The organism is Pseudomonas sp. MYb193 (assembly GCF_002966775.1).
GTDB lineage: Bacteria > Pseudomonadota > Gammaproteobacteria > Pseudomonadales > Pseudomonadaceae > Aquipseudomonas > Aquipseudomonas paracarnis.
This window is the reverse complement of the sequence record NZ_CP023269.1, coordinates 1,367,294-1,389,815: the sequence shown is the minus strand read 5'-3', so window position 1 is coordinate 1,389,815 and position 22,522 is coordinate 1,367,294. Positions and strand designations below refer to the sequence as shown.

37 protein-coding genes are annotated in these 22,522 nt (G+C 57.9%); 15 read left to right on the top strand and 22 right to left on the bottom strand.

Annotation, left to right across the window (positions count from 1 at the left end):
- Positions 1–54: 54 nt before the first annotated feature.
- The 20 genes from CLM72_RS29520 to CLM72_RS29515 form a co-directional block, all read right to left on the bottom strand.
- A complete protein-coding gene (locus tag CLM72_RS29520) occupies positions 55–579 on the bottom strand; it encodes an HNH endonuclease (protein WP_105225937.1) in 525 nt (174 codons plus the stop codon).
- A gap of 13 nt (positions 580–592) precedes the next feature.
- The gene (locus tag CLM72_RS06370; RefSeq protein ID WP_105225936.1) at positions 593–928 is read right to left on the bottom strand and encodes an HNH endonuclease; all 336 of its coding nucleotides are present in this window, start codon (positions 926–928) and stop codon (positions 593–595) included.
- Complete coding sequence (locus CLM72_RS06365; RefSeq protein ID WP_105225935.1) at positions 928–1,110, bottom strand: hypothetical protein; 183 nt, start codon at positions 1,108–1,110, stop codon at positions 928–930. Before CLM72_RS06365 ends, CLM72_RS06370 begins: the two co-directional genes overlap by 1 nt.
- A gap of 336 nt (positions 1,111–1,446) precedes the next feature.
- Positions 1,447–1,632 carry a hypothetical protein gene (locus CLM72_RS06355; RefSeq protein WP_060772822.1) on the bottom strand — a complete coding sequence of 62 codons (186 nt, stop codon included), beginning with the start codon at positions 1,630–1,632 and terminating at the stop codon, positions 1,447–1,449.
- Positions 1,604–1,981, bottom strand: coding sequence for a hypothetical protein (locus CLM72_RS06350; RefSeq protein ID WP_105225933.1), 378 nt, complete (start codon positions 1,979–1,981; stop codon positions 1,604–1,606). Before CLM72_RS06350 ends, CLM72_RS06355 begins: the two co-directional genes overlap by 29 nt.
- Entirely contained in the window at positions 1,978–2,304 is a 327-nt protein-coding gene (locus CLM72_RS06345) for a phage holin, lambda family (protein WP_168220165.1), read from the bottom strand. The genes CLM72_RS06350 and CLM72_RS06345 overlap by 4 nt, the downstream gene beginning before the upstream one ends.
- Positions 2,305–2,340: 36 nt before the next feature.
- Positions 2,341–2,844, bottom strand: coding sequence for a hypothetical protein (locus tag CLM72_RS06340; protein WP_105225932.1), 504 nt, complete (start codon positions 2,842–2,844; stop codon positions 2,341–2,343).
- A gap of 474 nt (positions 2,845–3,318) precedes the next feature.
- On the bottom strand, positions 3,319–3,864 hold the full coding sequence (locus tag CLM72_RS06335) for a hypothetical protein (RefSeq protein ID WP_054898066.1): 546 nt from the start codon (positions 3,862–3,864) through the stop codon (positions 3,319–3,321).
- A complete protein-coding gene (locus tag CLM72_RS06330) occupies positions 3,864–4,163 on the bottom strand; it encodes a hypothetical protein (RefSeq protein ID WP_054898065.1) in 300 nt (99 codons plus the stop codon). Before CLM72_RS06330 ends, CLM72_RS06335 begins: the two co-directional genes overlap by 1 nt.
- A gap of 168 nt (positions 4,164–4,331) precedes the next feature.
- A complete protein-coding gene (locus CLM72_RS06325) occupies positions 4,332–4,856 on the bottom strand; it encodes a hypothetical protein (RefSeq protein ID WP_256595295.1) in 525 nt (174 codons plus the stop codon).
- A gap of 55 nt (positions 4,857–4,911) precedes the next feature.
- The gene (locus CLM72_RS06320) at positions 4,912–6,315 is read right to left on the bottom strand and encodes a DnaB-like helicase C-terminal domain-containing protein (protein ID WP_105225930.1); all 1,404 of its coding nucleotides are present in this window, start codon (positions 6,313–6,315) and stop codon (positions 4,912–4,914) included.
- A complete protein-coding gene (locus CLM72_RS06315) occupies positions 6,312–7,109 on the bottom strand; it encodes an ATP-binding protein (protein ID WP_105225929.1) in 798 nt (265 codons plus the stop codon). The genes CLM72_RS06320 and CLM72_RS06315 overlap by 4 nt, the downstream gene beginning before the upstream one ends.
- Positions 7,093–7,863, bottom strand: a complete 771-nt coding sequence (locus tag CLM72_RS29035) for a hypothetical protein (protein ID WP_256595294.1) — start codon at positions 7,861–7,863, stop codon at positions 7,093–7,095. Before CLM72_RS29035 ends, CLM72_RS06315 begins: the two co-directional genes overlap by 17 nt.
- Positions 7,860–8,087 carry a hypothetical protein gene (locus tag CLM72_RS06305; RefSeq protein WP_105225928.1) on the bottom strand — a complete coding sequence of 76 codons (228 nt, stop codon included), beginning with the start codon at positions 8,085–8,087 and terminating at the stop codon, positions 7,860–7,862. Before CLM72_RS06305 ends, CLM72_RS29035 begins: the two co-directional genes overlap by 4 nt.
- The gene (locus CLM72_RS06300) at positions 8,084–8,677 is read right to left on the bottom strand and encodes a hypothetical protein (protein ID WP_105225927.1); all 594 of its coding nucleotides are present in this window, start codon (positions 8,675–8,677) and stop codon (positions 8,084–8,086) included. Before CLM72_RS06300 ends, CLM72_RS06305 begins: the two co-directional genes overlap by 4 nt.
- Positions 8,674–9,408, bottom strand: coding sequence for a Rha family transcriptional regulator (locus CLM72_RS29175; protein WP_105225926.1), 735 nt, complete (start codon positions 9,406–9,408; stop codon positions 8,674–8,676). Before CLM72_RS29175 ends, CLM72_RS06300 begins: the two co-directional genes overlap by 4 nt.
- Entirely contained in the window at positions 9,405–9,698 is a 294-nt protein-coding gene (locus CLM72_RS06290) for a hypothetical protein (protein WP_105225925.1), read from the bottom strand. Before CLM72_RS06290 ends, CLM72_RS29175 begins: the two co-directional genes overlap by 4 nt.
- Positions 9,695–10,033: a hypothetical protein gene (locus CLM72_RS06285; protein WP_146120454.1), complete on the bottom strand. Its 339-nt coding sequence runs from the start codon at positions 10,031–10,033 to the stop codon at positions 9,695–9,697. The genes CLM72_RS06290 and CLM72_RS06285 overlap by 4 nt, the downstream gene beginning before the upstream one ends.
- Positions 10,030–10,350: a hypothetical protein gene (locus CLM72_RS06280; protein WP_146120455.1), complete on the bottom strand. Its 321-nt coding sequence runs from the start codon at positions 10,348–10,350 to the stop codon at positions 10,030–10,032. The genes CLM72_RS06285 and CLM72_RS06280 overlap by 4 nt, the downstream gene beginning before the upstream one ends.
- A gap of 914 nt (positions 10,351–11,264) precedes the next feature.
- Positions 11,265–11,570, bottom strand: coding sequence for a Cro/CI family transcriptional regulator (locus tag CLM72_RS29515; RefSeq protein ID WP_105225921.1), 306 nt, complete (start codon positions 11,568–11,570; stop codon positions 11,265–11,267).
- 86 nt (positions 11,571–11,656) lie between these two features.
- On the opposite strand from CLM72_RS29515, the gene CLM72_RS06265 reads away from it, so the two are divergent.
- The 14 genes from CLM72_RS06265 (at position 11,657) to CLM72_RS06210 (ending at position 18,724) form a co-directional block, all read left to right on the top strand.
- Entirely contained in the window at positions 11,657–12,436 is a 780-nt protein-coding gene (locus CLM72_RS06265) for a helix-turn-helix transcriptional regulator (RefSeq protein ID WP_105225920.1), read from the top strand.
- Between the two features lie 163 nt (positions 12,437–12,599).
- Positions 12,600–12,980: a LuxR C-terminal-related transcriptional regulator gene (locus CLM72_RS06260; RefSeq protein ID WP_105229091.1), complete on the top strand. Its 381-nt coding sequence runs from the start codon at positions 12,600–12,602 to the stop codon at positions 12,978–12,980.
- A 476-nt stretch (positions 12,981–13,456) separates the two neighbouring features.
- Positions 13,457–14,023 (top strand): hypothetical protein, encoded by a 567-nt coding sequence (locus CLM72_RS06255; RefSeq protein WP_054898052.1) that lies wholly within the window; start codon positions 13,457–13,459, stop codon positions 14,021–14,023.
- A complete protein-coding gene (locus CLM72_RS06250; protein ID WP_105225919.1) occupies positions 14,023–14,502 on the top strand; it encodes a hypothetical protein in 480 nt (159 codons plus the stop codon). The genes CLM72_RS06255 and CLM72_RS06250 overlap by 1 nt, the downstream gene beginning before the upstream one ends.
- A 78-nt stretch (positions 14,503–14,580) precedes the next feature.
- Complete coding sequence (locus CLM72_RS06245; protein WP_105225918.1) at positions 14,581–14,796, top strand: hypothetical protein; 216 nt, start codon at positions 14,581–14,583, stop codon at positions 14,794–14,796.
- 2 nt (positions 14,797–14,798) lie between these two features.
- Positions 14,799–15,233: a tellurite resistance TerB family protein gene (locus CLM72_RS06240; protein WP_105225917.1), complete on the top strand. Its 435-nt coding sequence runs from the start codon at positions 14,799–14,801 to the stop codon at positions 15,231–15,233.
- 2 nt (positions 15,234–15,235) lie between these two features.
- Complete coding sequence (locus CLM72_RS28895; protein ID WP_168220164.1) at positions 15,236–15,403, top strand: hypothetical protein; 168 nt, start codon at positions 15,236–15,238, stop codon at positions 15,401–15,403.
- A gap of 52 nt (positions 15,404–15,455) precedes the next feature.
- Positions 15,456–15,875, top strand: a complete 420-nt coding sequence (locus CLM72_RS29165; RefSeq protein ID WP_256595292.1) for an Arc family DNA-binding protein — start codon at positions 15,456–15,458, stop codon at positions 15,873–15,875.
- The gene (locus tag CLM72_RS06230; RefSeq protein ID WP_105225916.1) at positions 15,872–16,624 is read left to right on the top strand and encodes a hypothetical protein; all 753 of its coding nucleotides are present in this window, start codon (positions 15,872–15,874) and stop codon (positions 16,622–16,624) included. The genes CLM72_RS29165 and CLM72_RS06230 overlap by 4 nt, the downstream gene beginning before the upstream one ends.
- Positions 16,621–16,902 (top strand): hypothetical protein, encoded by a 282-nt coding sequence (locus tag CLM72_RS06225; protein WP_105225915.1) that lies wholly within the window; start codon positions 16,621–16,623, stop codon positions 16,900–16,902. Before CLM72_RS06230 ends, CLM72_RS06225 begins: the two co-directional genes overlap by 4 nt.
- Positions 16,899–17,066 (top strand): hypothetical protein, encoded by a 168-nt coding sequence (locus tag CLM72_RS28890; RefSeq protein WP_168220163.1) that lies wholly within the window; start codon positions 16,899–16,901, stop codon positions 17,064–17,066. The genes CLM72_RS06225 and CLM72_RS28890 overlap by 4 nt, the downstream gene beginning before the upstream one ends.
- Positions 17,059–17,517: a hypothetical protein gene (locus CLM72_RS06220; RefSeq protein ID WP_146120456.1), complete on the top strand. Its 459-nt coding sequence runs from the start codon at positions 17,059–17,061 to the stop codon at positions 17,515–17,517. Before CLM72_RS28890 ends, CLM72_RS06220 begins: the two co-directional genes overlap by 8 nt.
- A 2-nt stretch (positions 17,518–17,519) precedes the next feature.
- A complete protein-coding gene (locus tag CLM72_RS06215) occupies positions 17,520–17,714 on the top strand; it encodes a DUF4224 domain-containing protein (protein WP_105225913.1) in 195 nt (64 codons plus the stop codon).
- 11 nt (positions 17,715–17,725) lie between these two features.
- On the top strand, positions 17,726–18,724 hold the full coding sequence (locus CLM72_RS06210; RefSeq protein WP_105225912.1) for a tyrosine-type recombinase/integrase: 999 nt from the start codon (positions 17,726–17,728) through the stop codon (positions 18,722–18,724).
- 42 nt (positions 18,725–18,766) lie between these two features.
- On the opposite strand, the gene CLM72_RS28885 is transcribed toward CLM72_RS06210, so the two are convergent.
- On the bottom strand, positions 18,767–18,907 hold the full coding sequence (locus tag CLM72_RS28885; RefSeq protein ID WP_167348439.1) for a hypothetical protein: 141 nt from the start codon (positions 18,905–18,907) through the stop codon (positions 18,767–18,769).
- Positions 18,904–19,632: a zeta toxin family protein gene (locus tag CLM72_RS06205; RefSeq protein WP_057712003.1), complete on the bottom strand. Its 729-nt coding sequence runs from the start codon at positions 19,630–19,632 to the stop codon at positions 18,904–18,906. The genes CLM72_RS28885 and CLM72_RS06205 overlap by 4 nt, the downstream gene beginning before the upstream one ends.
- 170 nt (positions 19,633–19,802) lie before the next feature.
- On the opposite strand from CLM72_RS06205, the gene mutS reads away from it, so the two are divergent.
- Positions 19,803–22,382 (top strand): DNA mismatch repair protein MutS, encoded by a 2,580-nt coding sequence (mutS, locus tag CLM72_RS06200; protein WP_105225911.1) that lies wholly within the window; start codon positions 19,803–19,805, stop codon positions 22,380–22,382.
- The last annotated feature ends 140 nt before the right edge of the window (positions 22,383–22,522 follow it).

The following is a 22,522-nucleotide window of genomic DNA, read 5'->3' as shown; positions in this document are numbered from 1 at the left end:
GTCTAGAGTCGAAAAGCTCCGAACTCTGAAGGCACCCCTCCCACTTGCTACACGTCACTGGCGTGCTTCATAGGCAGCGGCCAACGGAAGGCATCTCCAGGCCTTCCCGCTGACGAGTTGAGGGATGTACTCGCGACACACCCCAAACTCGCGGGCGAGGTCCGCGCTTTGCTCACCAGCCCCATGCCTGCGCCTGATCTCAAGAACTTGCAGGTCGGTCAGCTTTCTGCGCCTTGATCGCATGCCAGGTCCGAGCGTGCCGTGCCTTATCGCATCAGCTGTGTTCTCGAGCCTCGTCCCCCATGCAAGGTTGCTGGGACGGTTATCCAGTGAGTCACCATTCAGATGCCGGGCTTCATGCGCAGCAGATGGTGGTAGCCCGCCATAGGCCTTGAGTATCAGTCGGTGGACCTCGAAGCGGTGACGCTGCCTCTTTCCCCCGACCTTGACGCTCAACGTCACGGCCTTGTAACCGTCACGCACCCTGGACTTGATCAGCCTGCCTTGCCCCGACCTTGCGGACACAACTTCCCCGTCCTCGTTGGCGAAGTAGCCATCAAGGTCCGGTATCGGTTGCATTGTCTTTCCTGAGTTAGAAGCCCTGGGCTTCCTCTTTCTGTTTGGTCGAGCTGTGGCAGTGGGCACATAGCGAAACCCACTGGCTCCGATCCCAGAAGATCGTCATGTCGCCGCGATGAGGAGTGCTATGGTCGACCACCGTCGCAGCCGTTACCCGCCCTTCACTCTCGCAATACGCACAGAGGGGATTAAGATCGAGGTGATTGAGTCTGGCTTTCTGCCACTTGTATCCGTAGCCACGCTGGGCTGATGTTTCTTTGCCGGTTCGCCAACTGTCCGGGTTTACCGTGGACATCTGGCGAACCCCTACAGGTGTGAGCCTGGACTTGAGGCTGGGTATCTTGGCCATCAGGTCACCTTGCTCCCATCGATGTACGTCATCGGCATGGCGTCGGGGTCTTGATCACCCTGCTCATCGGCCAGCACTTCGATCATCAGAATCTGCTGGCTCGCTATCTGTTCGAGCAGGGAGGTCTGCTTCTTCTGCTCGGTCAGCAACTCGACCAGTAAGCAGCTCACTTGCTCGCTCATATGCCAGCCTCTTCATCTTGTTGACCCATTCCCGCCGAGCGGCGCATCCATTGCAAGCCATCAGTTGACCGCCTCTACCGTGACCTGTCCTCTCAAGCGCCTGGTGTACACCTCATTACGCCCAGGCTTTTTGACTCTCGCTGGCTGTGGCATGTAAACCGCGATGCCTTGGACTGTGTCGCACCAGACAACCCGCTCAATCTCGTTCCCGTTCACGTAGACGCGGCGCTTGCCACGTCCATCGTTGTAGTGGTGGAAGCTGTCTGTCCGTACCATCACCAACCTCCTGCCCTGTTGGCGCGCCACGATTTGGCGCATTCGAAAACGTGGCGCGGGTTACTTGCTCTGGCTGCGGACGATCTGGGCGTCCACCTGGTCAGCGCAGGTATCCAGCAACTTGATGGCCTTGTCCTTCAGCTCCCATACATCGCCGTTGAAGCGAAGGTCGGCTTCGTCCTGGTCCACCCGTTCACAGGGGATCAGTTCGGGCGCTTCAATTCTTACGGCCTGGGTCTTTGTCACCACCGCCGGCTTTGCCGCGCAGGCCGTCAGGAAGAGGCTGAGCAGCCCAGTCACGAACAGGCTTGCTGTTGCGCTTGAGTTCTTCAAAGTCTTTCCTCGCCTTCTCGGCTTTCTTCTCGCTGGCCCTGATGCGATTTTTCAAGTCTTTCAGGTAGTCTGTATTGCGCTTGGCCTCGGCCCGCAGCGTTGTGATGGTGTCCTGGCTTTCGGTGTTGGCCTTGATGGCGTCCACCTTCGCCTGGGTCTCAACGAGCTTTTCGTTTCGCAGATCCTCGACACGCATCTGCTGGATGCCAACGAGCAACAGACCAACCAAGGCGACGATGATTGCCACTGCTATCGCCTTCATGCCGAGTCCGCCTTTCTGCCAAGGAATCTGATGATCAGGTCACGGATAGCTGTCACACCAATGAAGCCGATGGCGCCGCCGGCGGCGACTGACAAGCTCGGCGGCCATTCCATCCACTCGATGATGCTGCTGGCTGACAGGCTCAAGGCACCACACAGCAGCGCCTCGAACAAGGTGCGCCAGTAGTTCGGCTCTTTGGCGTCATACAGCACGCGCAACAGCGTGATCGTGAAGGCCATAATTGCGCCCTGCCACAGTGGGTTCGAGAGGACCAGCCACACCTGGGCCCAGAAGTCGGGGTTTTTCTCAGGCATCAGGTTCATCTCGGTATCCTCCCGGTTAGGGAGTTAAGGAATGGATTAGCGGGTCGCTGGATTCAGTGCAGCAACCAGCAGCGCTTTACCTTTCAACAGCTCGACATGAGCGAGACTGGCCAGCTTGGTATCAACGGAGGAGTGGCCGGCGAGCATCTTGTCCAGCAGCTCCATCGTGCTCCCAAGGCTATGCACCACGTTCAACACAGACTGCTCATACTCGGCGCGGGCCTTCGCGACAGCCTGGCTTACCTCGTCAATGGGTAGTCCGACACCGGCAGGATGGGCTCGCTTTGACAGGAAAGAGCCATCGGTATACATGACGCCATACACAACCCCATCAGCATGGTAGGCGTCGGGCAAACGGCCAAAGCCCATCATCGAGAACTGCTCGCGCTGATTGGTGTTGAGCAGGTCGCTGGTAATGTAGAGGAATCCCGAGGGATCACTGTTCGAGAGACGCTTCAATGCCGTGGCAAGCATGGCGAGGTCGCCACCCACTACTGCATCGATGACAGCCTGCTTGTCGCGTTTCGCTTGATCGGTCATTACTGTGCTCCAGATACGAAAAAGGCCCGCCGATATGGCGAGCCTCGAAATAGGTGCAGGTGGCTGGTGCAACTCTCCAGCTCTGGCGGGGCAGATCGCCGGGTCACGTACCCTGCCCTCTCATCGCGTAGCCGCCCATTGTCCGCACGGGATTAGACGACGCCTCTACCGACTTAGCCCAGCTGCCTGGGCGATAACCTGCATAACGTGCGTGTCTTCCCACGCTGCCCGCTTGAGCCAGCCCCAATAGCACACAGGTTTGGGCTGCTCATGCTGCCGGTGTTCTTTCGTAACGCGTGACGACCGGCGATACCGCGTCCAGGCCCTGCCCGAAGGCCCACCCTGGCTATGGCTCACGCAACAAATTTCGGGCATAAAAAAACCCGACGCAATGGCCGGGTTTTCTTTGTCTGGTTGTCATCCTGTGATGCACCAAACCGCAGGTTCGAAATCTACGCGGTCACTCGGTCACTGTCAAGCCACCTCTCGGAACAACAAACCACGATCTTCGAGCAGAGCCTCAACCGCGAAGTGTGCGGCAGCAACCTGATCATCCAGCCAAGCCTTCGTGGTGGCACGCCAGCGGCGCAAGGTTCTCTCAGGCGTGCCATCAGCATCCCAGCTATGCAGAACGTAGAATGAAGATGGCAGCCCGTTGCGGCGCTCCGGGATCATCCAAGCCATGACGCACTTGGTCTTGAACAGCTGATGAGCAGGGCTGACAACCCGAGGCGTGAGGTATGCGGCGGCGACCCTCACCTCGTCCTGGTTGATCGAGTACTTACCCACCAGCGCCTGCCACTGGATTTCCGGCAGGGTCCGTTTGATTGTCGATCGGGTCATTGAGTCTTGAGTCAGCCGCTCCTCTGGTGAAAGATCATCGCTTAACCCACCTCCGAGCAACTCATCGTCGAATGTCGCCTTGTACTTGCGCTGCCACGACGCCTTCTTGGTGCCGTCGTGGATCTCGATAGACATCACGCGGCTGATGCAATGCGCTGCATCTCGATACACGCTCATCAGGCAGCCCTCCGAATTCGGCGTGGCGGTGGGTTGTCATCCAGGCCAAGGATGTTGCGCAACAACTTGTCCGCTGACTTGCTCTTGGCGTTGCCCTCGGACACCCAGCGCTTGCAGTAATCACCAAACTCGATGTTGACCCTGGTGGCGTGCCAACTGGCGACCATATCCAGAAGGCAAGCCAACGCAGCAGCACCTCCAACCTTCTCCTGGGCCAGGCCATCCCCGGCAATCTTCAAGAATTTGCGTTCATGTTCCAGCAGGCTCTTGCGCGGCAATGCCGCCGTTACGTTACTCATTTGCGGCACTCCCGAGGCTTTTACAAACCTCCACAATCACAATTTGTGGATGCAGGGCGCAGGCCCCGCAATCCGTGGCTTGTAGCGGAAAACGTGAATATTGGAATCTAACGCCTGTCTGCTCGGCATCAGCACGAGGGGCGATCCTGTCTAACGATCTTGAGGTCGTCATAGGCTCGCACTCCGCACCTGCAGATATTCGTTTGGCCTCATGTCGCTGCGAGCCTGGGCCGATATGGCGTGACGCCAGGCTCGATACGCTTCCTCAGGCGAATCGCCAACCCCTGCCCACGGGTGCTCCTTGGCAAAGCACCAGAAGGTGCCGTGGCGACCGGTGATCCTTGCTTTCGGCAGGCGCCCAGTGAACCCGACCTTTCGGTGCCCAAGCCAATCGGCCACAGCCGGCCAGATGATTGCCTGCTCGGGCTTCGTGAAATCCGTCTTTCCGTTATTCGGATGAACCTCGGCCAAGCCATAGCCTTCATTGCCCACCCACAGCCTGAACCCGCTGGGGATGTGGATCAGGTCGAACCCCTTGCGCTCCCAACCCCAGTCTTCGGGGAAATCCCTGATTGACGCAGCGATTCGCTCGGCTTCGGGGTACTTTGGCTCTGCAGGTGACGGGACAACGACGGCACCCTCCGGGATGATCCAGACCTGGCCCGTCTTCATCGAAGCATTCAGCGCACTCAAGCATTCGCCGGGTACGAATTGTTCGTTTCGCCGGCCTAACAGGCGATCCAGCAGCCTAAAACTTCTCATTGCTCTTCCTCCCCTTGTACTGGCTGGCGAAGGGGCGGCTGATCTCCACCTCTTCCTGGGTGGGCTCACGGCCCGCAAAGTTGACGAACCGCCCGAACTGGCCTTGACGCTGTACCAGACATGAGCCGGCTTCGGCTTGCCTCCCCTTATCCAGAATCAACTCGGTCACGCCCTGCTGGCCCATCTCGGAATCCCGGTCGTAATGCACCAGGATCACCGCGTCCGCGTCTTGCTCAATCTGGCCGCTTTCCTTAAGGTCGCTGGCCTGCGGTTTCTTGCCTGGCCGATTGGCCGGGCCTCGATTGAGTTGCGCCAGCACCAAGATCGGAATCGCCAGTTCACGGCTTAGGTTCATGATGGCAATCGACACCTTGGCTACTGCGTCGGCACGGTTCTGCGACTTGACGTCAGTCCCGACAATCTGCACGTAGTCGATCATCAGGATGTCGAGCCCAACCTCGCGCTGGAGCTTCAACGCCTCGGCGCGGATGGCCGGCATCGTCAGGCCTGGAGTGTCGAGCAGGTAGAGCTCTGCCTCCTTGATCTTCCCGGCGGCGACACCGATCCGGTTCCACTCCTCTTGCTCCAGGCACTTGACCTCATCCATCCGACGCAGGTCTACGCCGCCCAGGCTCGCAATGGTCCTCAGTGTCAGTTGTTCGCCAGGCATCTCAAGACTTACCACCAGTCCTACGCCGCGCCCGCGAGTAGCAACGTGATTCATGATCTGCAGCCCCAGCATTGTCTTGCCGCTGCCCGGTCGACCTCCAATCACCACCATCGACTTCTGGCGAAGGAAGCCAATCAGCTTGTCGAGATCGGCCAGGCCAGTGGATAGTTTTGGGGGCGCCTTATCGTTGAGCACGTCATCCATGTGATCCAGAACCATCGGTAAAACATCGCTCATCCGCTTGTAACCTGATTTGCCAGATGCCTTCAGGTCACGCAGGTCGGCCAGCGCCAGATCACACTGATCAAGGATTTCATCTGCTGGCAGATCGTCATAAACGCCGCTGTCAACGATTCGCCCAAGGTCGCGAAACTGACGCACCAGCGCCCACTTCCTAACCTGCTGGGCATAGCTCTTCCAATTAGCCGCCGATGGGACGCCTCGGCATAGGTCGATGGTGTATTGCAGAGTAGATGTCCCGCTGGGCAGATAGCGCTGAATCGAGCCCAGCGTCACCGCATCAACGGGCATACGCTGCGCATGACAGTCGCAAATCACATCGAACAGCGCAGCGTTGTCCTGGTGCCAGAAGTCGCCAGACTTCATCTGCGAGATGATCTCGTCCAGCATTCCGGCGCTTTCGTTGAGCGAGGCGATCATGATCGCGCCCAGCACGCCCTGCTCGGCCTCGAGACGGTAATACTTGTCCTCGTGGTTCATTTACGCCCCCGCGCCGATTCCCAGGTGAAACCGACCAGCAACGCTTTGTTCTCGCGCAAACGGTCAAGGGCACGCTCACCGATGTATTGGCCCAGGCCTTGGGCGTTGAGGTTGGACACCACAACTGTCGGGCGAACCAGGTTGTACCGGCGATCCAGCACCTCATGCAGAACCGACAGCTCGTAGTGAGTGCCGGCCTGGGCGCCAATCTCGTCGATCACCAACAAGTCGAAACTCGCCAACTCATTGATCACATCGCCCTCGGTGTAGCCGGCGGTGCGATCCATCGAGCGCTTGAACACGCGGATGATCTCGGCGGCGGTGGTGATCACTGCCACGGCCCGGTGCTGACGAATCACGTGCTGGACGATGCCGCTGGCCAGGTGCGTCTTGCCGTTACCGACGTTCCCGCACAGCAGAAGGTTGCGCCCCGCCTGGAAGTGTTCGCCGAAGTTGTCGGCATAGCCCTGGCACGTTTCTAGCGCCAGAGTCATAGCTGGTGTCGCGGCGCGGTAGGTCGCGAGAGTGCTATCGGCAAACCGCGGCGTGATGCCGGAGCCTACAAGCGCGCTGTTGACGCTTTCGGCTTGCAGGTTGGCCAGCGCCTGCGAATGTTCGTCGCTTCCCCGTGACGCTACGCGCAGGCCATGGAACTGGCATTGTTTGCATGGTCGGACAGCCATAGAGCCGTCGAACTGCTCAACCTCGGAGCGATCAACCGCGCCGTGGACCGGGCACTCGCCGGCGAAGGTGCGCTGCTCAGGCTGGCGGCGGAAATTAGAACGCTGGGCCATCTTCGCCTCCTTGGTACATATCCGGGGTGTGGGTGGGCAGGTTGTTGAAAGCGTTCGCCTTTGCAGCCGACGCCGGTACCAGTTCATCAGTCCAGCGCTCCCCGTTCAGCCAAGTAGACGCCATCGGCACGTATTGCCCGTCGTCCTTGGACCAGTCGCGGGAAAGGCGGTGACTCCCCAGGGCGGTCAGCAGGGTCAGTCGTAGCTCGATAGATGGCTTCAGCTTCTCCCATGCCTTGCGAGCGTCCTTCTTCGACTTCTTGTTGGGGTACAGCTTCCAGAACATCTCGAAGGATTCAGCCAATTCCGCTTCCGTTGTGCACATAGGTTTTTCAGTGCTTACTTGTTTTTTCAGTCCTTGCTTACCTTCAATACTTACTAGTGTCGGATTTGCCGGATACGGTTGAGCCGTATCCGGTGAAGCCGGAAGCGGTGAAGCCGGAAGCGGTGACTCCGAGACGAGATAATTGATTTCACCCAGCACGCCAGACTCAGAACGATCCTGGCGGCGTTGGACGTAACCGGCGCTGATCAGCTCCTGCAGCAGTCCGTAAACACCATCACGGCCGGTGGGTTTCCCTGAGGTAGCTGTTTCGCCGCGCAGGTGGGCAACGGAGATTTCCCAGTGATCTGGCTTACCCAGCAGGAACACCAGTACTCCGCGAGCCGCCCAGCTAAGCCGGCGGTCCTCGCTGATCGACTTGTTGAGCAGGTAGAAATTTCCCTCGGGCCGAGGGGCGCGAATGATGCTCATACGTTTAACTCCCGGCATACGCGGGCGATGAAGTCGCGATAAGACTCAGCCATGACGAACCCCTGGTTTTCCAGAGCTTCGCGATAGGCCTTTGCCGAGCCGTACAGCACCCAGCGTTCGCGCTCGGGCAGATCCTTGAAGTGGGCGTAGGTTGGCCAGGGCCCGACGATTACCGGCGTTGTGCGGGCGTCCTGGGGGTGGACGTGAGAGTTGATAGTGGTCATTGCAGCGTCTCCCCAGCCTTGCGACCCAGGCTTGAGCCCATGGCCTCCACAGAGCCACCAGATAGGCGCAACACCAACAGGCGCAGTGCGGTGGTGGAATCTATGGAAAAAGTGCGAGCCTCGTCGAGCGATAGCCCGGTCGGAGAATGATCGTTGAGTAGTCGCCGGACACGATCGCTGTAGTTGAAGGCAGAACAAGCCAGCGCTTGATTGGTTAGCCCGTCGAACGCTTCGTCCGGCAGGCACTCTGCCGGATACACAAGAACGGGGATTTTGTTTTCGGGGCGCGGCTCTCCCGCCAGCAGGTGACGGCCCATTGCCTCGAAGTGATCCTTGGCAACTTGCGCGGCGTCGTGCCCGGTGCGCCGCCGGAATAGGACCTTAAGCGCATAGTAGGCCCGGTAGAGGTCAATGTGGGTGTCATCGCCATCTTCAATGGAATACTCAGGCTCGGCGATCACGTCCAGCACGTCCTTCACTACTTCGAAGCACTTCAACAGCAGTGCGGCGTCGTTGTTTTTTTCATACAGGTTCTCGTCGATGCATTCCATGGGCAGCACCTGCGGAGGAATATCCAATACTTTGCTCATGACTGGGCCTTCTGGACCAGGCGGAACCGGCCCTCAAAATATGGGTGAGTCGCCTGAGTAGCGGTGACCATCGTGGATTCGGAAACAAAGCGGTGGAAGGCAGCCGTAACGTGGTGCTTCGACCAAACGAGATACTGCGAACCTAGCGCTTCTTCGTGGCCGTTGCGGACCATGCCGGCAGGGTTAGGCTGACTTGGCCAGACCCTCAGTACGTAGTCGACTACAGCACCCGAAAGCCCGTGGCGCTTGAGCATTGTTTCCTTCACGCGAGTGAGCGACTGACAGTTCTGCGGGCAGTGATCCCACACAACTGTCTGGCTCAGATCCTCGACCCTGCGTTCGATCCGCTCCAGCGCCACCTGCTGCTCCCGCTGCTGGCGCTCAACGGCCACCAGGTGATTCGCATTGGCGGCAGTGATCTCGGCTTGGGTCATCGGGCGCGCGGCTTGCTCTTCCAGATCGTGAAGCCGGCGAATCACTTTGTGGCGAAGCGGGATGCTGTATCCGGTAATCAGCGTTTCGGTCAGCTCACGGTTTAGGTGGAAATTTTCGGTGTACCCCCGCGCATCCTTGTCTTCGCGGACATGATCCAAAACTGGATCATCTTTCAGGGCCTCCAGCATTGCCCGAATGTCACGGATAACGTGCGCGTGAAGCTTTCCGGTCAACTCCGCGATTTCCGAGCTGGTCATGGTGACGGTATCGCCGCCTTGGAATTTGGCGATGGTCATTCATCACCCCCACTTTCCCGCGCCACGTTTTCGGATTGCGAGTTTTGTGGCGCGGATTCGCCGAGAACCCGGAACTCGTCGATAGCGCTATAAACTCCGCCGAATCCGGTGTCGTTGAAGTATTTCGCCACCTGGAACAAGTCACCAATCCCTTTCCCGCCGTCGTGAAGGTGATCCAGGTGCATGGCCTTGATAAGTGCGTGCTGCCACTCGAGCACATCCTTGGCCGCACAAAGCTGAAACTCCGCTTCTTGCGAAGCCTCTTGCATGGTTGGTAGTGGTCCGTTCATTTGGCGGCTCCCTGGTGAGGGATGTTTTGCAGCTTGTAAGCCGCCGCCGCGCCGGCCTCGGCCATTGTCATCGACAAATAAGCTAACGAATTGATCGGCCAGCCGGCACTCATGGCGAGTTCATCAGAGAGTTCGCCGTGATTTGCTGCATGCGCGATGAGCTCACCGATAGCGGCAACTCCGCTCAGTGTGCTGATCTGGAATTCGTCGTTGGTGTTCTCTACGCACTGCAGCTGTTCGACCTGGGCAGGCGTGAGCTTTGCCCCCTTCGCGAAGGGGGATGGAAACTCGCGCTCAACGTTGACCAGCAGCTGGTTCCACATTGGAGGCTTCATTGTGCGTCCTCCGCTTCGTATGCTGCCTTGAGCCCGCGCTCAGCTGAGCGGGTGAGCGCGGATACAACATCACCAATGAAGCCCAGGGTGCGAACCTCAGACAGGTACGCGATCTCGCCATCGTTGATTGCGTAGGCCAAACGACTGCACAACTGGCTGATACCGTCCGACAGATCGGATGCGACTGATAGCGCTTCGATCAAGTTCGCGTCCGCATTGATGTTGAAAAGCTCGGTGTATTCCATCCCGAAAGAGCAGGGCTTGAGCTTTGGGAGTTGCGCCTTTGATGGCGTAGTGGTAATTTCTGGGCGTGACATATCGTTCTCCTGAACGAAGAAGTACCGAATCACTCGCTGCGAACGAGTGGTTTAAGAGGCCCGCCTGCGAAGCGGGCTTTTTGTTGCCTGCGATTTAGCCAGACAGCAAAAATGCTGATCCACAGGCCTTCACGCGGAGGCCTGCGAATTGAGTGTGAGGAAGGTATCTACGAGACCTGGGTCCCAGCGTACGGAACGCCCGAACCTCAGCGGTTCAGGGAAGCCAGGAGTCTTCGACCAGCGCCACCAAGTGGTGCGGCTGACTTGATACTTGGCGCAAAGCTGGGCAGCAGTAGCCCGAGCGCCATTAATAGGAAGGTTAGGTCCATCGGTGTTGCTGTCGGCAATTTGAGCCATGGTCGATCTCTCCAATAATTGGAAAAACCGAGGAGATCGTTCTGTAACCGCGCCAGAGCCTGCGAATAGATCGAAAGCTGGCATGTCATCGGAAATGACACTACTGCATGTGCACACAGTGTTGCGCAATACGCAGTACGGTAATACAGTCCGTAGGTGTACGAAATAGGCACATGTGCCTATCCGGACACTAAGAAGCCGTCTCAAACGCTTCTCCCCTCGGGGTTGTGTACTGACCTAGCTGGTATACAGAAGACGTTGGTAGCGTCTTTCCCGAATAGGCCCCGGCGTTGGTAGCGTCCGGGGCTTTTCTTTGTCTGCAATTCCGTCAGGTCTGGTCGCATAGTAACGGCACGTTTCATAACGCCGCAAGGCGTGCGAAAAGCACTCTTTTCCCCTGTTTATGTCTCTTTATGTGCCTTTTTGTCCCTTTACGTATCCTCTCGTACCCTGACGCCCCCAAAACTTTGCGACTTTAGTGATACCGCCCGTCGGATTATTCGCATTCAACCGAAAATCGAGGCATTTCAGCTTCTGCCGATATTCATAGAGTTTGTTCATTGCCTGGCCTGCTGGGTACTGGATGCGCATACAGAGCCATCAGGCCCACGTGCGTGGATCGGGAATTCAGTGGAAGATTCACCTACCTTGTGGCGAGCTTCGACCTGAGCAATAAGCTCGCAGAGCGAAGAGGCTTTGATCGCGCCACCGGTTACGATCTCGGCAAGCATTGCCTTTTCGGGGCTAACCTTTTGCGACCCGGACAGCCAATAAGAAACCGTTGCTTGAGACACGCCGAGGGCATCCCCGGTCTTCGACTGGCTACCGAAATGATTTATTAGCTCGCTGATTTTTTGAGCCATGAGGCCGGCCTCTGATAAGTCTTTTTATAGACTGCACAGAAGCAGACTTCTTTGCAACCCCATAAGTATCTTTATAGGATCAGAGGATGAATCTATCCGACCGAATCAAACTTGCCCGGAAGAAAGCAGGACTTACCCAGTCTCAGCTTGCCGAATCCGTTGGTATCGCGCAGACAGCCATCAGCCAACTCGAATCTGGGAAGACGCTGCGATCTTCCTATCTGGTTCAGATTGCCAGGGCATGTGGCGTGAACAGCACATGGCTAGCATCCGGGGAAGGCGAAATGCTTTCACCAGAAGATGTTGCGACCTACTTCAGTAGTGAGCTTGAAGAGATCCTCCGCGGCGAACACGAGGATGACGCAGCGCTCAACTCCGCATTGCGAGACAGGATTGAAGAGCTCAGGAGTGCGAGCCGGTACGCACCTTCCAACTCTCTTCTGACGGAGGAAATACCCTATCTGATTGAGCTGGACGACCCTCGCGACCCATCGAAGACGGTCGTCGAGATTAGCGTAAAGGTTCATCTCGACCTCAACACCGAAATACTTTCGAAACAAGGAGTGCTACCCGAACACGTTGTGGCGGCAGCGATCTCTGGTAACTCAATGACCCCAGTTCTACAGGACGGCGGCACCGTTGTTGCTCACTTGCGCGAGACTCAAGTCGTTGACGGTCGCATGTACGTGATAGACCACGGAGGACAGATCAGGGTAAAGGCGCTCTACCGACTGCCAGGCGGCGGCGTCCGCATGAAAAGCTACAATACCTATGAGCATCCCGATGAGACGTATTCGGTGCGCGAGATGGAAGACGCCAACATCCGCATCATGGGTCGCGTCTTCTGGGGCGCATCATTTTACTAGCTCAACCACAAACTCCCGAAAAACCCGGACCACCGGGTTTTTTTTCGCGTACCGGTTAGGAAAAATCAGCGACCTGGTAAAAATAATAAAAATACTGCTTGATCACTTCTATAAATCTGCTTATATTTTTGTCCATCAGCAACGAATGTGACGGATGAAAGACATGAGCACGGTTATCAATTTCGGCAAGCTCCAAGGCACCACCGGCGTACTTGCTGAACAAGAGCTGCGTGCCGCCCTTGCTGTCTGCGCTGGCTTGGCCAACAAGGAAATCGCTCGTGTCGTTGGCTGCGCTCCCGGCACCGTCAAAAAATCTATTGAGCGTGTTTTCCACAAGCTCGGCATCACTAGTCGTTCGGCAATCCCGACAGAACTGTTCTGTCGTGGCATCGCGCGCCATCTGGTAGTGCTGATATGCGCAATCCTCACCGGTCATGCTGCCATCAGTGACGACCAGATGCTCCGGGTTCGCCGTGGTGATGGTGAGCGTCGGGTCGAGCTTCGCATGACGGCGCGGCGGGTTGAGGGTTACGCGATCGCATAAGCAGCGGCGAGCGCCTTTGCGAGGGCGCTGTCCGGTGCAGAAGCATCATGTGGCATGGCAGGCCGAGGCACGGTTAGGTGAGGCTCGCTTTGGCATGGCAAGGGCTGTTTACAGCGGTCTGCCCCTTCAAGGAGGGGGCTTTCCGGTGGCGATAGTCACGACGCGGTTCGGTATGGCAGTGCAAGGTCGGGCATGGTCCGGCTAGGCATGGTGGGGCAGGGGCTGATTCAGCGTTCAGCCACTTTTCTCGAGGTGGTTGAGCGGTGCGGAAGCATCGATTGGCGTGGCCGGCCCTGGTGGGGCGAGGCAGGGTGAGCCATGGCGAGGTAGGGGCGGTAATCCGCACGGCGTCATCAGCGTTTCTGGTGACAACTTGAAAGCAACTTCCATCGAGGCTGCTTTCAAGTTGAAAACGCAAAGCAACGTGCATCGCATCGGGCGAACAGGCACACGCAGCGAAACTAAGAGGCATCACCATGCAGACTTTGAAAGTTAAGATCATCGGCACCCGTCCGCTTCTGGTTCACGCTGACGTCTTCGCCGACCCGCTGAACAAGTTGACCAAGGCTCATAAAGTATTGACTTCGAAACGTAAAAAGTCCGACGAAGATCATGAGCTTATTGCGCGTAGCGAGTGGCGTGGTGGTCTTTACTTTGCCGATGATATCGGTCCCTTCCTACCTGGTATCAACATCGAGTCTTCACTGGTCGCAGGCGGCAAACTTTCGAAAATGGGCACTCAACTAAAGCGCTCGGTTGAAATCATGGATTCCCGCTGCCCAATTATCTACACAGGCCCGCGCACAGTTGAGGGCCTTTGGGATCAAGCGTTCTACGATGCGCGCTCAGTTAAAGTTGGAACTGCCCGCATCACGCGATATCGCCCACTGTTTCGCGAGTGGTCGACCATCTGCGAGATCGCCTATGACCAAGAGTCGATCGACCGCGCCCAGGTGTTGAAGTGCCTGGAAGACGCCGGGCAATACTGCGGCGTCGGCGACTACCGCCCGAAGTTCGGCCGCTTCACTGTCGAGGTGTTGTGATGAGCATCGTTCCTTTGAAGCCGAACACCTGGAGCCTTGATAAGGCGCTGGAGCTGTTCTTCGCCGACAAGTTCACCGACGGCCAGCTGATAAGCCACGCCTGGCTTGAATGGGCGCTCAACTTACCGAAGCCAAAGACTGCGCAGGAAATGGTTAATTGCCAGTTCGTGATTCTGGATCGTGTCGAACAGTTCAAAGAAGCTCTGCTGACCAAGCATCAAATTTATATTGTCTCTGTCCGGGGCCAGGGCTATCGGATTGTACCGCCATCTGATCAAGCTTTTATCGCCGTTGATAATGCTATGCGTGGCGTGCGGCGCGAGTTCAACAAGTGCCAAGAGGTAATGAAGAACACTCGCTTCGCCGAACTTGATACTGATCAGGCAAAGCGACACACGGACGCACAAGTAAAAGTCTCGGCACTTACCGGGATGGTTGGAAAAGCCAAGCGGGATGTTTTCGGTCTATTCAAGGCATAACTTCCGAGAAGTAACACATCAACGTTTATTGATAGCCAAGTTAATCGGCACGCTCTCGGCTTGCCAGGAGAAAGTGAAATGAAGCTGTTCAAGTTCTTGCTGTCGTTCGTGCTCTACCTGTTCGCAACGCTGATTTGGTTCTCCGAGGCCGTGCCGGTGATTTTCGATAACCCCAGCGACTTCGAGCTGATCGGCGGCGTGTTCGGCATCTGCGTCTGGATGATCGTCACCGCCTCTCTCGTGATTTACGTAATTCAAACCCCGCGCAAAAGCGCACCCACTGAAAGGAAGTAATCATGCTCGGTAAATTGTTCGGCAAGAAATCTGGTCAAGCCCGCGCTGCGGTATCCAAGCTGGCCAACCGTGACCTGATGGAGGCCGTGGTCTACGGCTCCATTTACGTCGCTGCGGCTGATGGGGAGCTGGAGGAAAGCGAGCTCTCCAAGATCGAGACCATCCTCAGCAACAACCCGGCCCTTCAAGGGTTCGGCGCGGAACTCTCGAACACCATCGACCGCGCCAAGACCGACTTCAAGTCTGGCGCCCGCATCCTTCGCCAGAACGCGGAGAAAGAGCTGGGTGACCTGGCGCACTCGCCGGCCGAGGCGCTGACGGTTCTCAACGTGATGCTGACGGTGGCCGAGGCTGACGGTGAGATCGAACCCCAGGAAATGACCGCCCTGGAGCGTAGCGCCAAGCTGCTGGGCCTCAACCTGAAAGACCACCTGTAACCATGCTGGCCAGGTTCGGCACCCGGGCACGTTCGCTGGCGGCCTACGGGCTCGCCGGTAGCGTTGTCTTCGTCGACTCGGCCAGTCGCATCCTCTCAATGGTGGGCGACCTGGTCCTGGTTGTCCTGCTGTTGGTGGTGCTGATGGCTGGTAAGTCAAAGCCCATTTGATCGGTCCACAGTGCCGATGGAGCATATTTGCGCCATCGGCCGGGAGAACACCATGAATTCACCGAATTACGATTCCCGCACCGCCGACAAGTTTGTGGTGCGCCTGCCCGACGGCCTGCGCGCCGATATTGAAGCTGCAGCGAATACCGGCGACCGAAGCATGAACAGTGTTTTCATCCAGGCCGTGCGCCAGTACCTGGATGGGCAGAACCGCCAGCAGATCCTGCTCGACGCGCTGGCCAACACCGTCACCACTCCCATGTCAGTCAACACGATGCACATTGACGATCGCGTGAGGATGGCCGCTGATGCGCGGCGCTACGTATGGCTTCGCGATACGGCATACAACACCCCGCGCCAGGATCTGGTGCCTCGCGATAACCAAGGAACCATGCTGGTCGGTGCCGAGCTCGACGCTGATATTGAGCGGGCTATGACAGAATACCCAGGCTGGGCGGAGGTTGAGCAATGAAGCGCCGCCAGATATCCCCCTCTGCCCTCCCCGCGATCGGCCAGCCCTTCGCGGGCGGCTTCTACGCCGGCCGGATCTACTTCGATGGCGCCGAGTTCGCACTCATCGACGCCGGCCGCGAGTTCGAAACCACCGCTCACTGGTGGGATCAGGAGGGCCCCAAGCCTCGAATCCGTGGCACCCAAAGCCGTTACGACGGCATGGCCAACACCAAGGCCATGGCCGAAGAAGGCAGTGCTATCGCCCACAAGGTGCTGGGGATGAACGTGCGCGGCTCCTGGGGCTGGCACATTCCATCTATCGAGGAGCTGAACTTATTGCGCTCCAACCTGCTCCAGCTTGAGGACTGGGGACGCGATAGCTTGGGGCCGATAAAAGACGCGCCGAATGCATTCGCGTGCACCCATACCTACTGGTCCAGTACACAGAAGGAAGGGTCGGCCACGGCCTGGTGCATGCACATGCTTCCGTGGAGCTATCCGGACAGCAACTGGGTTAGCCAATGCAAGGGCATCCGCCCGGTGAAGGTGCTGCAGATCAAGGCCGACGCCTTTGTGCACGACCCGGCGAGTGATGCGCGGGCCATCGAGAAGATCGCCGCCCAGGTCGACCTGCAAGGCTTGACCGCCAGCCCGGCGGTGGCCGAGGTCCTAGGCCAGTTCATCAACGAGGACACCGGGCGATTCTACGGGCGCACGGATGACTTGCTCGCGCAACTGGCGATGATCGCCGGGGAGGCTCGACCATGAAAATCGTCATCACCACGATCCTGCTGCTTATCGCTGGCCAGGCCTCGGCCGATGAGCAACTGATCGACGTTCAGCACGACAGCGTCCGTGGCGTCACCTGCTGGATATTGAATAACACCGGGATCAGTTGCCTGCCGGACAGTTCGCTCCTACAGGTGCCCGCCAGCACATCCACCGACGAAACTCAGGCGGCACGGGCCTCTCTGGCGAATACCGTGGGTAAAAAAGGGCAATTGACCGCCACCCCGCCCCCACAGGAAAAGGGGCTCCAGCTATGAGTCGCCTAAACGGAACAAAGGGCCGGCGCCTGATCGAACTGTTCAACGCCCTGCAGCGCAGGGAAACCACCTTCGGCCAGATTTACGCAATGTCGGCTTCTTGCGGTATCGACGCACGCCGGGTGCTGGCTGACCATTTTCAGCGGGGCGCAAGCAATGAGTGAAGATATGACCAGGGCAGTCATAGCAATGCCCTTTGAATTGGCAATGGGCAGCGAGATATCCCGCCGACAGTTCTACGCCAGAGCCCAGACTCTACTCGCTGATCTCGACGAAGCGCGAAATGGCATGAAGCATTCGTTTGCGATCCGCCTGAAGAAGCGAATCGAAAAACTCGAAACCGAGCGCGATCAGCTCAAAGCGTTCGCCGTCGAGATGATCAACGCCAGCTTTGAGGGCGGCGGCTTTGAGGGCGGCGATATACAAGACATCGCGGTGAAGCACGGCATTCTGCGGATCGAGCAGCGCGAGGACGAGTGTGGCGAGGCCTGCGCCTGCCGTGATTACGGATTCCCTGCTGAGTGCTATCGCAAGACTCCGATCCTTGGCGGGACTGATGAGGTAGCGACACCAACCACGGAAAACGAAAACGTGTCGCGACACGACAGGGGGTAGGTATGTTTCTGACAGCAGAGGAAGTTGCCGACCTGACCGGCTATAAGAAGCCAGGGGCGCAGATAAAGTGGCTGACCGCGGAACGCTACGGGTTCGCGGTAGGTGGTGATGGGCACCCGAAGGTGCTGCGCCAGGTTGTCATCGGGCGGCTGGGTGGTATTCAATCAAGGAAGGGGCCGGAGCTTCGGCTGAGTTGAGGTGAAGATCGATGCGTCCGCGCAAGAAGGACCGGCACCTGCCGGCGTGCATGTACCAGAAGCACGGAGCTTACTACCTGGTCCGCAAGGGCAAGTGGAAGCGCCTGGGCACTGACTTTCAGGCATCGCTGGCGGAATACGCGAATCTCCTGGACAAGGGCAGCCAGGGTGGAATGCCAAAGCTGATCGACGATGCGCTCGAACAAATGCGCACCAGGACAAAGCCGCCCCTTAAGCCGAACACCCTCAAGCAGTATGAAGCGGCATGCGAACGGCTGAAGGAAAACTTCGCCGACTTCGAGCCCCGCGAGGTACTTCAGCGGCACGTCGTCGCGCTCAAGCTTCATATGGCGGACACGCCGAATATGTCGAACCGGGTTATTTCGGTACTGCGCGCGGTCTTCGCCTACGCCCTGGAACAGCAGATCGTCGACTCGAACCCCTGCATAGGCGTGCGACGCCACTTGGAGCACAAGCGCGACCGCTACATCACCCACAGTGAATTCCAAGCGATCTGCGCCAACTCCAGTGACAACATGCGCGTCATTTACGAGATGTGCTATCTGACCGGCCAACGCATCGGCGACGTCCTGGCCATCCGCTTGGCCGATATCAGCGCGGCGGGAATCGCCTTTAAGCAGGAGAAGACGAACGCCAGACTGTTGGTGCAGATGACGCCCGACCTGGAAGAGCTGATAGCGCAGGTCAAGGCCCTGCCCCGGAAGATCCGTGGGCTCACCCTATTCTGCTCCCCGCGCGGAGGGAAGCCGGTGCACTACAGCTCGGTGAAGGACGCCTTCGCCATCAGTTGCAAGAAGGCCGGCGTCGAGGATGCGAGCCTCCACGACCTGCGTGCCAAGTCGCTTTCCGATACCGACGACCAGGGCAACGACGCTCAGAAACTGGGCGGTCACACGGACGCAAAGATGACGCAGAGATATCTGCGCCTGCGTAAAATCAACGTTGGACTGCCACCCAGAATGCCGCAAAAGGCTGATTTAAAAGCATAAAAAAAGCCGCATCTCTGCGGCTTTTTTGGGCTGAGCGAAAGCTTATCCAGCTTTCAACACATTCAGTTGACGCTCGGTAGCACGCTGCAGCACAACTGCATACACACGCTTCTTCTTGTCAGTCGATGCGCTACGGAAAAACTCAGAAAACGGAGTCGAACGAGCGGCTTGTACTTTTTTCATAACATTGCCCCAGCCTTGAGGTGCTTTAGTAGGCCCTGACGGTCGTAACCGACGTGCAGGTCGCCATGGATTGAGTCTATGTCTTCCTCAGTGATCTGCAAGGAAGCATCAGTGTTTTTTATGAGCAGATTCACCTGCAAACGGTTGCGATATTTGACCTTTAAGGCGTTCACAACATCTTTTGCGGTAAAAAACTGCTCAACAAAAACTTCTGGAGGGACTCTACGCCCCTCCTTGCGCTCTCTAGCCTGTACAAACCTCCAGGCCAATTCAGGCTTTTGGTAGACAAACATGATGACGCATTTACGGTCTTTCTTAAGGGAGCGAGCTATGTTCAGATCAGCCTTATCGAAATTGCACAACGTGCTATCCAAAACGAAAGACTGACTCTGTTCTAACGCCATGTCATGAATCTTGTCAACAAGAATTGACGCAGCCCGCTGAAACATCCATGAATTCGTACCCACATAGCCTTCGAAATGATGACGTAGATCATCTGGATCGATGCGCATGGTGCGGAATCCAGAGTTGTCATCGATTTCGCTGATCAGCTCACTGGCCGCTTCGGTTTTGCCGGCGCCTGCGCATCCTGACATAAAGACTGAAACCGGTGAGCGATCAGGGAGATAGATAGCTGGGTTGGTAAACTCCCGGGCAATACGCTTCTTGTTTGCCTTAGCGAAAAGTAGCGCAGCTTCCATCTGCAAGTCTTCAAGATGACTCATGTCCGTATGACGCTCACTTTTCGGGTGCGAGATTCTATACCCTGCAATCGGAAAATCATACCCCACGTGTCGGATTTCACCCGCAGGGCGTCCCTGCGCATGGTGCTAAATCCCTGTAGTATTAGACAGATGTTAATCGTCAAATAGACAGGCAGAGCTGAAACCCCCGTATGACCGACCTCTCCAGCCACACCCCGATGATGCAGCAGTACTGGCGCCTGAAAAACCAGCACCCTGATCAGTTGATGTTCTATCGCATGGGCGACTTCTACGAGATCTTCTACGAAGACGCGAAGAAGGCCGCCAAGCTGCTGGACATCACCCTGACCGCTCGTGGGCAGTCGGCGGGGCAGTCGATTCCGATGTGTGGGATTCCTTATCACTCGTTGGAAGGCTACTTGGTCAAGCTGGTCAAGCTGGGCGAATCGGTGGTGATCTGTGAGCAGATCGGTGACCCGGCCACCAGCAAAGGGCCGGTGGAACGCCAGGTGGTGCGCATCATCACCCCAGGCACGGTGAGTGATGAGGCGTTGCTGGATGAGCGTCGCGACAACCTGATCGCTGCGGTGTTGGGCGATGAGCGTTTGTTCGGCCTGTCGGTGCTGGATATCACCAGCGGCAACTTCAGCGTGCTGGAGATCAAGGGTTGGGAAAACCTGCTGGCGGAGCTGGAGCGTATCAATCCGGTGGAGTTGTTGATCCCGGATGATTGGCCCAAGGACTTGCCCGCCGAGAAGCGTCGGGGAACCAAACGTCGTGCACCGTGGGATTTTGAACGTGATTCGGCACTGAAAAGTCTGTGCCAGCAGTTCTCGGTGCAGGACCTTAAAGGCTTTGGTTGCGAAACCCTGACCCTGGCTATCGGCGCTGCCGGCTGCCTGCTCAGCTACGCCAAGGAAACCCAGCGTACCGCCCTGCCGCACTTGCGCAGCCTGCGCCATGAGCGTCTGGACGATACCGTGGTGCTTGATGGCGCCAGCCGTCGCAACCTGGAACTGGACACCAACCTGGCCGGTGGCCGCGATAACACCCTGCAATCGGTGGTAGACCGTTGCCAGACCGCCATGGGCAGCCGTTTGCTGACCCGTTGGTTGAACCGTCCGCTGCGGGATTTGACGGTGCTGCAAGCGCGCCAGTCTTCCATTACCTGCCTGCTGGACGGCTATCGCTTTGAAAAACTGCAGCCGCAACTGAAAGAGATTGGCGATATCGAGCGCATCCTGGCGCGGATCGGCCTGCGCAATGCGCGGCCCCGTGACTTGGCTCGCCTGCGCGATGCCTTGAGCGCCCTGCCGCAGTTGCAAGTGGCGATGACCGAACTGGACACGCCGCACCTGCAACAGCTGGCCGTGACGGCCGGTACTTATCCAGACCTCGCGGCGTTGCTGGAAAAGGCCATTATCGACAACCCGCCGGCGATCATTCGTGACGGCGGCGTGTTGAAAACCGGCTACGACAGCGAGTTGGATGAGCTGCAATCCCTGAGCGAAAACGCCGGGCAGTTCCTGATCGACCTGGAAGCCCGCGAAAAAGCCCGTACGGGCCTGGCTAACCTGAAGGTCGGCTATAACCGCGTGCATGGTTACTTTATCGAGTTGCCGAGTAAGCAGGCGGAGTCTGCGCCTATCGACTATCAACGTCGCCAGACCCTCAAAGGCGCCGAGCGTTTTATCACCCCAGAGCTCAAAGAGTTCGAAGACAAGGCGCTGTCGGCCAAAAGCCGCGCCCTGGCGCGGGAAAAGATGCTCTACGAAGCCTTGCTCGAGGACTTGATCAGCCGCCTGGCGCCGTTGCAAGACACCGCCGCCGCCCTGGCGGAGCTGGATGTGTTGAGCAACCTCGCCGAACGTGCGCTGAACCTGGACCTCAATTGCCCACGGTTTGTCAGCGAACCGTGCATGCGTATCGTGCAAGGTCGTCACCCGGTGGTAGAGCAGGTGCTGACTACGCCGTTCGTCGCCAATGACCTGTCGCTGGACGACGATACCCGCATGCTGGTGATCACCGGTCCGAACATGGGTGGTAAATCCACCTACATGCGCCAGACCGCGTTGATCGTACTGTTGGCGCATATCGGCAGCTTCGTCCCAGCAGCCAGTTGCGAACTGTCCCTGGTGGACCGCATTTTCACGCGGATCGGCTCCAGCGATGACCTGGCCGGTGGCCGTTCGACCTTTATGGTGGAAATGAGCGAAACCGCCAACATTCTGCACAACGCCACCGAACGCAGCCTGGTGCTGATGGACGAGGTGGGCCGCGGCACCAGCACGTTCGACGGCCTGTCCCTGGCCTGGGCGGCAGCTGAACGTTTGGCGCATTTGCGTGCGTACACGCTGTTCGCCACGCACTACTTCGAGCTGACGGTGTTGCCGGAAAGCGAGCCGCTGGTGGCCAACGTGCATCTCAATGCCACCGAGCACAACGAGCGCATCGTGTTCCTGCACCATGTGCTGCCAGGGCCGGCGAGCCAGAGCTACGGCCTGGCCGTGGCGCAGTTGGCCGGTGTGCCGAGCGAGGTGATTACTCGCGCCCGTGAACACCTCAGCCGCCTGGAAACCACGGCCCTGCCCCATGAAACGGTGGTCGCCAGCCCGGCCAAAGCCAGCAAGAAACCCGCCGCGCCGCACCAGAGCGATATGTTCGCCAGCCTGCCCCATCCAGTGCTGGATGAGTTGGCAAAGCTTGATCTGGATGACTTGACGCCGCGTAAAGCGCTCGAAATGTTATATGCACTGAAGACTCGGATATAACGCAGACGCTTGCAAGCTGATAGAATCTCGCGCGGTTTGGGATGCTGCGGGCTTTTAGCCTGGTCCGCAGACTATCGCTCTCAAACCTCGCGAACCCCACCACAAGGGGTTTCGCTGCCGCCGCCTGAGGAGAAAATTAG